The organism is Nevskia sp., from assembly GCF_023266035.1.
Taxonomy (GTDB): Bacteria; Pseudomonadota; Gammaproteobacteria; order Nevskiales; family Nevskiaceae; genus Nevskia.
This window is the reverse complement of sequence record NZ_JAHFRY010000152.1, coordinates 1-10574: the sequence shown is the minus strand read 5'-3', so window position 1 is coordinate 10574 and position 10574 is coordinate 1. Positions and strand designations below refer to the sequence as shown.

Annotated in this window: 11 protein-coding genes and 1 pseudogene; 8 read left to right on the top strand and 4 right to left on the bottom strand. The window is 63.5% G+C overall.

The features are described 5' to 3' along the window. From Q0D45_RS18790 to Q0D45_RS18775, 4 genes and pseudogenes are all read left to right on the top strand, one after another. On the top strand, positions 1-1083 hold a 1083-nt coding region (locus tag Q0D45_RS18790; RefSeq protein WP_293396452.1), incomplete at its 5' end, for an AMP-binding protein. A 162-nt stretch (positions 1084-1245) separates the two neighbouring features. Then, a complete protein-coding gene (locus Q0D45_RS18785; protein ID WP_293396449.1) occupies positions 1246-1920 on the top strand; it encodes an outer membrane beta-barrel protein in 675 nt (224 codons plus the stop codon). Positions 1921-1941: 21 nt separating this feature from the next. After that, positions 1942-1995 (top strand): annotated as a pseudogene (locus Q0D45_RS18780) (thrombospondin type 3 repeat-containing protein); the annotation flags it as partial. Between the two features lie 51 nt (positions 1996-2046). Next, entirely contained in the window at positions 2047-2406 is a 360-nt protein-coding gene (locus Q0D45_RS18775; RefSeq protein WP_293396454.1) for an OmpA family protein, read from the top strand. Positions 2407-2517: 111 nt separating this feature from the next. Here Q0D45_RS18775 and Q0D45_RS18770 read toward each other — a convergent pair whose 3' ends face one another. Further along, positions 2518-4293 (bottom strand): patatin-like phospholipase family protein, encoded by a 1776-nt coding sequence (locus Q0D45_RS18770; RefSeq protein ID WP_293396446.1) that lies wholly within the window; start codon positions 4291-4293, stop codon positions 2518-2520. A 147-nt stretch (positions 4294-4440) separates the two neighbouring features. On the opposite strand from Q0D45_RS18770, the gene Q0D45_RS18765 reads away from it, so the two are divergent. Further along, on the top strand, positions 4441-5214 hold the full coding sequence (locus Q0D45_RS18765; protein ID WP_293396443.1) for a class I SAM-dependent methyltransferase: 774 nt from the start codon (positions 4441-4443) through the stop codon (positions 5212-5214). 16 nt (positions 5215-5230) lie between these two features. Here Q0D45_RS18765 and crp read toward each other — a convergent pair whose 3' ends face one another. Next, the gene (gene crp / locus Q0D45_RS18760; protein WP_293396440.1) at positions 5231-5872 is read right to left on the bottom strand and encodes a cAMP-activated global transcriptional regulator CRP; all 642 of its coding nucleotides are present in this window, start codon (positions 5870-5872) and stop codon (positions 5231-5233) included. A gap of 114 nt (positions 5873-5986) precedes the next feature. Here crp and Q0D45_RS18755 point away from each other — a divergent pair, with 114 nt between their 5' ends. The 3 genes from Q0D45_RS18755 (at position 5987) to Q0D45_RS18745 (ending at position 8854) form a co-directional block, all read left to right on the top strand. Then, positions 5987-6406, top strand: coding sequence for an OsmC family protein (locus tag Q0D45_RS18755; protein WP_293396437.1), 420 nt, complete (start codon positions 5987-5989; stop codon positions 6404-6406). A gap of 153 nt (positions 6407-6559) precedes the next feature. Next, positions 6560-7354, top strand: coding sequence for an adenosylmethionine decarboxylase (speD, locus tag Q0D45_RS18750; protein ID WP_293396434.1), 795 nt, complete (start codon positions 6560-6562; stop codon positions 7352-7354). Between the two features lie 189 nt (positions 7355-7543). Then, a complete protein-coding gene (locus tag Q0D45_RS18745) occupies positions 7544-8854 on the top strand; it encodes an adenylate/guanylate cyclase domain-containing protein (RefSeq protein ID WP_293396431.1) in 1311 nt (436 codons plus the stop codon). Here the strand turns inward: Q0D45_RS18745 and egtB are convergent. Together egtB and Q0D45_RS18735 are read right to left on the bottom strand one after the other, a co-directional pair. After that, positions 8851-10026, bottom strand: a complete 1176-nt coding sequence (gene egtB / locus Q0D45_RS18740; RefSeq protein WP_293396428.1) for an ergothioneine biosynthesis protein EgtB — start codon at positions 10024-10026, stop codon at positions 8851-8853. The genes Q0D45_RS18745 and egtB overlap by 4 nt on opposite strands. 3 nt (positions 10027-10029) lie before the next feature. Next, on the bottom strand, positions 10030-10574 hold a 545-nt coding region (locus Q0D45_RS18735), incomplete at its 5' end, for an L-histidine N(alpha)-methyltransferase (protein WP_293396425.1).

Here is a 10574-nt window from a genome sequence, read left to right as displayed (position 1 = left end):
CGCGCCCAGCCTTATCACCGCGTGCAGCTTGCGCCTGACGATATCGCCTTCCTTCAATACACCGGCGGCACCACCGGGCTTTCCAAAGGCGCGACCCTGAGCCACGGCAATCTGGTGGCGAATCTGCTGCAGATGCAGGCCTGGATCGGGCCGAAGCTGGGTGACGGTGGCGACATCGTGGTCACTGCACTGCCGCTTTATCACATCTTCGCACTGACGGTGAATTGCATGCTGTTCCTGCATGTTGGCGGCAAGAACCTGCTGATCACCGATCCACGCAACCTCGACGCCTTCGTCGCCGAACTGGGCAGACAGCGCTTCACCGCGTTCACTGGCGTCAACACCTTGTTCAACGGTCTGGTCAATCACCCGGATTTCGCGGATCTCGATTTCTCGGCGCTGAAATTCACCGTCGGCGGCGGCGCAGCCGTGCAGCAGGTGGTCGCCGAGAAATGGAAAGTGTTGACCGGTGTGGCGCTGACCGAAGGCTACGGCTTGTCCGAAACCTCGCCCGGCGTCTGCTTTTCGCCGATCGACCGGCCAGACTGGAACGGCACCATCGGCCTGCCGCTGCCATCGACCTGGGTGTCCCTGCGCGATGACGATGAGCGCGAGGTGGCAGTCGACAAACCCGGCGAACTCTGCGTCAAAGGGCCGCAGGTGATGCGCGGCTACTGGAACCGGCCGGCCGAAAACGCTACGGCATTCACGGCCGATGGCTATCTGAAGACCGGGGATATCGCCACCGTCGATGCCGAGGGCTGGTTCCGGATCGTCGACCGCAAGAAGGACATGATCCTAGTCTCCGGCTTCAACGTGTACCCGAACGAGATCGAGAACGTCGTCGCCCTGCATCCCGGCGTGCTCGAATGCGCCTGCATCGGCATTCCAGACCCTAAAACCGGCGAAGCGGTGAAGATCTTCGTGGTCCTCAAGGATCCCAATCTGACCGCCGAAACCCTGCGTGAACATTGTCGAGCCCACTTGACCGGCTACAAATTGCCGAAAGCGATCGAGTTCCGTGACGCCTTGCCGAAATCAAACGTTGGCAAGATTCTGCGCAAGGAATTACGGGCGCATTAACCGGGCTTGGGGCTGGCTTCCCGACCTTTTTGATGCACTGCGTTTGCGTGTGTGTGCCTTGGCCTTTTATGCTCCGGCACAAACGTTGAAGACCGGCCGGGCAACTCTTGTTGCCTTGCTCGGGTTGTCCCCCCGCAAATAGAACAAAAGGAGCAATTGGCCATGAGAAACACTGCACTGGCGTTGGCGCTACTCGCATGTACTGGAGTCGCCACCGCCGCCGACTATTCGAAGACGACGTACGGCGCCGTGATGGGCAGCTACACAGCACCCGACAAAGATCGTGATGCCAACTTCGGCATTGGTGGCCAGGTGGTGTTTCTCGGCCTGCCGCTCAGCGATCACCTGAATCTCGAATTCTCGGGCTTCGGTACCAGTCTGGACCGTGACTCGGACGGCAACCAGGACGCCCAGGTTGGCCTCGGTGTCGACCTGATGGTGCCACTGGTCAAGGGTCCGGTCCGTCCGTTCTTGCTCGCCGGCTTCGGCGGCATGTACGAAGAACTCGGCACAGCGCTCGACAACAAGACCGTGTCGCCTTACTTGAACTTCGGTGCCGGCATGCTGTTCTCGCTGACCGATCGTCTGTCGGCCCGTGCAGAAGGCCGCTGGATTGCCGACTTCAACGATGATGTCGCCCCGGGTGTCGATTCGCTCGGCGACTGGCGCTTCAACCTCGGCCTGCAGTACGCCTTCGGTGCCCCGGTCGCTCCGCCGCCGCCGCCGGTCGTTGCCAAGGCTCCGCCTCCGCCACCACCGCCGCCGCCGCCGGATAGCGACAAGGACGGCGTCATCGACAGCCTCGACAAGTGCCCAGGCACCCCGGCTGGCGTGTAAGTCGATGCCAGCGGTTGCCCACTCGACACCGACGGTGACGGCGTGCCGGATTACCTCGACAAGTGCCCGGGTACCCCGAAGGGCTTCAAGGTTGATGCCGAGGGTTGCATCATCGAGCAGACGGTCGTGCTGCGCGGTGTCAACTTCGAGTACAACAAGGACCAGCTGACCCTGAACGCGCAGGGCATCCTCGATGCGATCCTGCCGGGCCTCGAGTCGCAGCCGAAGCTGACGCTTGAAATCGGCGGTCATACCGATTCCAAGGGTGCCGACGGTTACAACCTGTCGCTTTCCAAGCGTCGTGCTGCTTCGGTACGCAAGTACCTGATCAGCAAGGGCATTGCAGCCGAGCGTCTGGCTGCTGTCGGATACGGCGAGAAGAAGCCGATCGCCGATAACGCCACTGAAGCTGGCCGCGCCGAGAACCGTCGCGTCGAGTTCCAGGTGCTGACCAAGCCGCTGGCGGTCAAGGTCCTCAAGAAGTAAGACCTAGCCTCAGGCAGCAAGCTGTATCAGCGGCGCCGGACGAAAGTCCGGCGCCGTTTTTTGTGGCCGCTGCAATTCCGCAACGAAACCGCGGAGGCCTCCGGCGCAGCTTCAGTCGCCGTTGCTGGCGAGGAAGGCTTCCAGCGATTTCACCGCCTGGCGGTAGCCGCGATCGATGATCTCGTCGAGCCGCTTCCAGTCGAACAGGCCGATGCCCGACACCGGCATGCGCAGATAGAGATCAGCCTGCGCCGCACGCGCCTTGACACCGCTTTCGCTGGCCAGGGTGGCACTGCGGAACAGGATGTCGGCCAGAGTCAGTGGCGGTCCGACACGATTTCGGCGCAGCAGGGCTTCGGGATCCGGCCCTTCGATTCCGGGCGCACTCAATCCCCCTTCGGTCGATACATCGGAAGCGATGATCGGACCGCGACCCTCGGCCTGCATGATGTCGGTTGGCAGGCTGTTGGCGATCGCGCCGTCAACCAGCAGATCGCCGTTCCAGACTACCGGCGGCGCCACACCGGGCACCGCCATGCTGGTGCCGATCCACAGGGACAGCGGCCCCTGGCGATGCACCTCCGCCGTGCCGCGCGTCAGATTGGTGCTCACGCAAAAATAGGGTAGCGGCAGGTCTTCGATCATCTGCTCGCCGAAGATCGTGCGCAGCCGAGTACTGAAGCGTCGGCCGCGGATCAGCGATACGCGGGGAATCACGAAATCGTTCAGGAAGTTCTGCTGCACGAAGGTTTCGCTGGCGACCCGGCGCAGTTCGCGGCTGTCGGCACCGCAGGCCAGCAGCCCGCCGAAGAAGGCGCCCATGCTGGTGCCCCCCACGAGATCGATCGGATGGCCGAGTTCTTCCAGCGCCCGGATCAGCCCGATGTGCGCAAAACCGCGCGCACCACCGCCGCCGAGCACCAAGCCCAGCGCCCGGCCGCTGAGCAGGCGCGCCAGGCGATCGTGATCGGCATCGACGGTGGGATGCACATGGTGGTGGCTGTCGAGTGCGCAGTTGGACGTCCAGTCGCGCAGGTTCGCGGCCGGTGCATAGCCCTCGCGCAGCATCACCAGTTCGATCGGCGTGCGCAGGTGCAGCCGCCTGAGCATCGCCGGCACGCGGCTGTCGATCGGCCGCGCATGTTCATCGGCGACGATCAGCACCCGGTCGGCCTGGCGCAGACAGCGCTCGCTCCAGGCCCGGCGCGCCGGATCGGCGCAGTACAGCAGGCGCCGGCCGCTGGCTTCATGCTGCGCCAGCCAGTCGATCAGCCGCGAATTGCCGAGGCTGTCGGTCACCGGCAGTTCAGAGGCGCCGGCACCCAGTTCGCTGTCGATGCGCACTGCATCCAGCCGCTCCGGAATTTCGCCCTGACGGCGGAAGGCCCGCTCCAGCCGTTCGACGAAAGCGGCGATCGGCACCCCCGGCGTGGCTGGCACGATCGCCAGTGCCGGTCGCGACGGCAGACGGGCCATCGCCGCTGGCCGCAGGTTCTGGCGCATCCGGTGAATCAGCACCCGGGTGATTTCCAGCACCGTCGCTGGATAGCGAACGATGAAGTCCAGCAGCGCCTCGCGACCGATGCGCAGCAGCAGGCTGTCGCGCAGCGCGTAGACCTCGCCGCTGCGAGGTTCGTCGGCCATCACACTGATCTCGCCGATCGGCTCCAGGCGCAGGATGTCACCGGCCACCGAACCATCGGGCCTGAACGCGCGCAGTCGTCCGGTGACGACGATATACAGACAATCGGCCGGTGCGCCGGCTGCAAACAGGGAATCGCCACCGGCAACCTGCACTTCGCTGCACAGCGCGGCGAGCTCGGCGAGCCCGTGGGCATCAAGGCTGGAGAACAGGCTGCACTGGGACAGAATGACTGCAGCGTCCATGAAACCTCGATTCGAAAGACTCACCGCAAGCCTACCGCCGCAGCCTGCAAAAAGGCGGATCGCCGCTGGCTTTCAACGACCTTTTGATCGGTGCAGCAGACCTGCTGACGGCTAAGCTGGCGGCCTGCTTTCCACAGGACGCTTTGCATGCACGATCCCGACCGCTACCGCCCGACCGAACGCTTCGGCGATCGGGTTGACGACTATCGCCGCTACCGGCCGGGCTATCCCCCTTCGCTGACCCGCTGGCTGCTCGATGAAGCCGGTCTTGCGCCCGGTGATTCGGTCGCTGACATCGGTTCCGGCACCGGCCTGCTGAGCCGGGATCTGCTGGCCGCCGGCCTGCAGGTGAAAGCCGTCGAGCCGAATGCGGCGATGCGCGCCGCAGCAGAAACCGAACTGGCATCGTTCTCCGGCTTCACCAGCATCGCCGGCACCGCGGAAGCCACTGGGCTGGAAACTGCATCGGTACGTCTGCTTACTGCAGCGCAAGCCTTCCACTGGTTTGTGCCGCTCAAGGCCCGGGCCGAAGCAAAACGCGTGCTGGCGCCGGGCGGAGCGGCAGCGCTGATCTGGAACGTACGGCGTCTCGATGGCGCGTTCGCGATCGCCTACGAGGACCTGCTGATGCGTCGCTGCCCGGACTACGCCGCTGGCCAGCCACACCAGGCGTCGATCGGCGAGATCGGTGAATTCTTCGGCGAAGCGAAGGTTCGCGAAGCCCACTTCGACTATGTCCAGCAGTTCGATTTCAACGGGCTCAAGGGCCGGCTGCTGTCGTCGTCGTATACGCCGAAAGCTGGCGATCCGGCGCGCGAGCCGTTGCTGGTCGAGCTAAGAGCGATCTTTGACACTCATCAACAGAATGACGCGGTTGCCTTCGAGTACGACTGCCGAGCCTATCTCGCGACGATGGCTTGATGCTCGGCTTGAGCGTTCAGGCCGTCTTCTGCTTCGCCAGGCGACCGGTCGACAGCACGATGATGCTGCGGCCCTGCGACTGCACCACGCCATCTTCCTCGAGCTTTTTCAGCACGCGGCCGGCCATTTCCCGCGAGCAACCGACGATGCGGGCAATTTCCTGGCGGCTGATCTTGACCAGCGTGCCGCGCGCATGAGCCTTGGCATCAGGCTGCGTGGCCAGATCCATCAGGGTGCGGGCCAGACGCCCGGCAACATCGACGAAGGTCAGATCGCGCAGGCGGCCGCTGGTATCACGCAGGCGCGCAGCGAGTTGGCCGGCCAGCTCGAACATGATGTCCGGCTGTTCGCGCACGAACACGCGGAACGCGGTGTAGCTGACTTCGGCAAGCAGGGTGGCGGTACGGGTGCGGACCACGGCGGTGCGCACCTGCTGATCCTGGAACAAACCCATCTCGCCGAAAAAATCGCCGGCATTCAGATAGGCCAGCACCATCTCGCGGCCGTCCTCGTCCTCGATCAGCACGCTGACCGAACCGGTGAGGATCAGGAACAGCGATTGCGGATTGGCGCCGGCATGGACGATGGTGTGCTTCGGCGGATAGCTGCGTTTGTGCGCGGCGTTGATATAGGCCTGAACGGCTGGTTTTTCGAGCACGCGAATGTCCCCTGTTTGCCATCTGTTTCGCCGGTCGGATTCCTCGCGGCGTAAACTCCCCCGGCGAAAATATCACAGCTCCATCACAGCTCCGTCAAAGGGCCGGAAAAGCCAATGCAAGCAAGGATTCAGTGGCACGAGAACGCCGTTTTCATCGCCGAAAGCGGCAGCGGTCACGCCATCGTCGTCGATGGTCCAGCCGAGATCGGCGGGCGCAATCTCGGCATGCGGCCGATGGAGCTGATGCTGATGTCGGTGGGTTCCTGCTCGGCGGTCGACATCGTGCAGATTCTGAAAAAGGCACGCCAGCCGATCAGTGGCTGCGAAGTGAAAGTGGACGGCGAACGCGCCGAAACCGACCCCAAGGTGTTCACCAAGATTCACCTGCATTTCATCGTCTCGGGAGTCGGCCTGTCGGACAACCACGTCAAGCGCGCGGTGCAGTTGTCGGCCGAAAAGTACTGCTCGGCGTCGATCATGCTTGCCAAGGCTGCCGAGATCACCCACGGCTACGAGATCCGCGACGGCGCTTGATTCAGCGCCCCATCGGGCGCGCTGCGCGGGGCTGTCATTCCCCGGTCATGAGACCTGAGGAAATTCGCCGGGAAATTTGATGGATAATGTCGGCCCTTCGCGGTTTGCGCGCAGGGTTTTGGTTTTCTGTTTGCCCCTACCGGGAGATGCGCGTTGGCAAAGCCCACGAACAATCCGAAGCTCAAGCTGCTTGGGTTCAACAACCTGACGAAGAGCCTGAGCTTCAATATTTATGACATCTGCTATGCACGCAATCAGCAGCAGCAGCAGGAGTACATCGAGTACATCGACGAGGCTTACAACGCCGAGCGTCTGACGGCGATTCTGACCGAGGTGGCGCACATCATCGGCGCCAACATCCTCAACGTGGCGCGCCAGGATTACGATCCGCAGGGCGCCTCGGTGACGATGCTGATCTCCGAAGGCCATCTGGACGGCATGGCCGATCCGAGCCCGAGCAAGAACTCGGTGGTGACCCATCTCGACAAGAGCCACATCACTGTCCACACCTATCCGGAAAATCATCCGGATGCCGGCATCTCGACGTTCCGCGCCGATATCGATGTCTCGACCTGCGGCAAGATTTCGCCGCTGAAAGCCTTGAACTACCTGATCAAGAGCTTCGAAAGCGACATCGTGGTGATGGATTATCGCGTCCGCGGCTTCACCCGCAACGTGCGCGGCATGAAGCACTACATCGACCACACGATCGATTCGATCCAGAACTTCCTGTCGCGCGAAGTGAAGGACAAGTACGACATGGTCGACGTCAACGTCTATCAGGAAAACATCTTCCACACCAAGATGCGCCTGAAGCAGCTCAATCTCGATACCTACCTGTTCGGCGAAGGTTCGTCGGAACTGCCGCCGCGCGAAGCCAAGCGCATTCGCGAGCGGGTTGATCACGAGATCATGGAAATCTTCTACGGGCGCAACATTCAGCGCTAAATGTCGCGCCTTTCAAAGCCCGCCGATGGCGGGCTTTTTTGTTGCTCTCGATCCTCGGAAGGGCCACGCGCCAGGGTCAGGTACGCTCCGAATGCTGCGGGAAGCGCAGCAAACTGGTAAGAATGCGAGGGCAATCCCCCTATTCGCGAAACCGCTGCCGAACCTGCCATCGCACTCCCGAAATCTGACGTGAAATCCCTGTTCGGATCGATTGCTGCGGTACTCCTCGGGCGTCGACCGGAAATGCCGACGATCCGCCCTGAATGGCTGGCCGAATTCGCAACAGACTGCAATCGCACCGCGGTTTCCAACATCCGCAAGCTGTTCTGGGCGGCCACCCTGCTGAATCTGGTGGCCCTCGTCACCTACGATCTGCCGCTCTATCGGCACGGCCTGTTCGAGCAGTACCGGATGTACGGCGATCTGGTGGTCTGGCGGCTGGTCAACATCGTCATGCTGGGCACCTGGCTGATCACCGCGCACCGGCTCGGCAACAACCTGGCACCCGACACCGCGCGCCAGATGACCGTGGTCGCGATTCCGCTCGCGCTGCTGTTCTGCATCTGGCACGCGCTGCTGAGCCAGACCCTGGCGATCGACGTGTCGATCTACGCGCTGGTGCTGCTGGTGATCGCCGGGATGATCGTCACCCCCAGCCGCCTGAAACTGATCGCCTACCCGATCAGCTTCGGAATCCTGATCACCGGCATCGCGCTGATCAATCCGAACCCGTTGGTGTCGTACGCGGTCGGCGTCAATGCCTTCTGCCTGACGGCCTGCGCGGCGGTGGCGGACGAAGTCTGGTACCGCGCCGCAGTCCACAATTTCGTACTGCGCAAGACGCTGACCGAGGAACGCAGCCGCGCCGACGAGTTGCTGCGCAACATCCTGCCGGACGCCATCGCCGACCGCCTGAAGCGTGGCGAGAATCATGTCGTCGAGTTCCATGACGACGTCTCGGTACTGTTCGCCGACGTCGTCGGCTTCACGCAGCTGGCCGCCGAGCTGTCGCCCATCCGCTTGATCCAGCTGCTGGAAACGCTGTTCAAGGCCTTCGACGAGATCGCCGAGAGGCACGGCGTCGAGAAGATCAAGACAGTCGGCGATGCCTACATGGCAGCGGCCGGCGTGCCGGACGCCGTACCTGACCATGCCGAACGTGTCGCCCGCGTGGCACTGGCGATGATCGCCACCTGCGACCGCCTGAGTCGCGAATCCGGCATGCCATTGAACCTGCGCATCGGCATCGACGCCGGCCCGGCGATCAGCGGCGTGATCGCGCAGAAGCGATTCGCCTACGACCTCTGGGGCGATACGGTGAACACCGCGAGCCGCATGGAAACCAGCGGCGCGGTCAGCCGGATTCACGTCACCGAAGCGTTTCGTCAGCGGCTGGGCGGCCACTTCGTGTTCGAGCGCCGTGGCCATCTCGAGCTGAAGGGCAAGGGACTGGTCCCCAGCCACTTCCTGGTCAGCGAAGCAGAAGCCCGCGCGGCCTAGACGCTACGCGCGAGACGGATGCCGCTGAACTGCCAGCGCGTCGCCGGCGGAAAGAAATTGCGATAGCTGCTGCGCAGATGCCCCGGTGGCGTCGCGCAGGAACCGCCGCGCAGCACCATCTGGTTGATCATGAACTTGCCGTTGTATTCGCCGACCGCGCCGGTCGCCGGCTGAAAACCCGGATACGGCAGATAGGCGCTGTGCGTCCATTGCCAGCGGTTGCCAGTCATCTGTGCGAGCGCGGCGCTATCGGCAGACTGCGCGGCGATTTCCCATTCGGCTTCGGTCGGCAGGCGAGCCTCGGCCCAGCGGGCAAAGGCATCGGCCTCGTAATAGCTGACGTGGCAGACCGGTGCCGCAGCCAGACGCGGCCGGCGCCCGGCCAGCGTGTAGTGGCCGCCGCCGTCGAACCAGTACAGCGGTGCCTGCCAGCCACCGGCCTGCACCGCATCCCAGCCATCGGACAGCCACAGCTCCGGCCGCGCGTAGCCGCCGTCATCGATGAACGCCTGGTACTCGGCATTGCTGACCAGCCGCGAGGCCAGCGCGAAGGCTTCGGCGAATACCCGATGGCGCGGCCGTTCGTTATCGAAGGCGAAGTCATGACCGGCGTGGCCGATCGCCTGAACGCCGGCTGCGAAGCTGATCCATCGCGGCGGGGTTTCGGTCGCGACCTCCGCTTCGGCGCGATAGACCGGATGCAGCGGATTGCGCGACAGATGGTGCTTCAGATCGGTGAGGATCAGCTCCTGATGCTGCTGCTCGTGATGCAGGCCCAGTTCGATGCGATCGAGCATCTCGGCATCGAGTACGCCTTCGGCCAGCACCGCCAGCAGACGCGCATCGATGGTCTTTCGATAGGCGATGACCTGATCCAGCGATGGCCGTGACATCAACCCGCGCTCGGCCCTCGGGGCGCGCGCACCGATACCGACGTAGTAGGAGTTGAACAGCTCGCGATACGCGGGATCGACCGGCTGATAAGCCATATCGACTGCCGCCAGCACGAAGGTTTCGAAGAACCAGGTGCTGTGCGCGAGATGCCATTTGACCGGGCTGGCGTCGGGCATCGACTGCAACTGGCAGTCCTCGGCACTCAATCCCTCGGCCAGCGCCAGACTTTGCGCGCGGATGCCCGCGAAGGCATTCGACAAGGACAGGCGGCGATCCACCGCTCAAGCCATCGCCAGAAACACCGCGAAGCGCCGTGCCGGGTCTTGCCAGACGCGGTGACTGCCGAAGCCGGCGGCATCGAGCAGCGCTCCGAAACGGCCCGGCGTGTACTTGTACGAGTACTCGGTGACGATGGGCTCGCCGGCCTCGAAATCACGCTCGGCCGGCAGCGGCCGAGTGAAGCGGACGGTCTGTTTGCTGCTGGCGACGAGGTGCATCTCGATGCGCCTTTCCTCGGCATTGAACCAAGCGCGATGCGCAAAGGCGCGGGGATCGAAATCGGCACCGAGCACGCGATTGGCCACCCGCAGCACATTGCGATTGAACGCGGCGGTGACGCCGAGTGCGTCGTCATAAGCCGCTTCGAGCCGGCCGGCATCGCGCTCGCAATCGACGCCGATCAGCAGGCCGCCGAAACCGCCGCCGAGCTGGCGCAGGGTTCTCAACAAGGTGATCGCGCGCAGCGGCTCGAAATTGCCGATCGACGAACCGGGATAGAAGAACAGCGGCGGCTCCGGCACTTCATCGAGCACCGGGGCCAGCATCT

What these genes read in the sequence shown, in the direction of transcription:
- Q0D45_RS18765 (WP_293396443.1), top strand. Translation starts at nt 4,441, where the DNA reads ATGCACGATCCCGACCGCTACCGCCCGACCGAACGCTTCGGCGATCGG.
- Q0D45_RS18785 (WP_293396449.1), top strand. Translation starts at nt 1,246, where the DNA reads ATGAGAAACACTGCACTGGCGTTGGCGCTACTCGCATGTACTGGAGTC.
- Q0D45_RS18755 (WP_293396437.1), top strand. Translation starts at nt 5,987, where the DNA reads ATGCAAGCAAGGATTCAGTGGCACGAGAACGCCGTTTTCATCGCCGAA.
- Q0D45_RS18770 (WP_293396446.1), bottom strand. Translation starts at nt 4,293, where the DNA reads ATGGACGCTGCAGTCATTCTGTCCCAGTGCAGCCTGTTCTCCAGCCTT.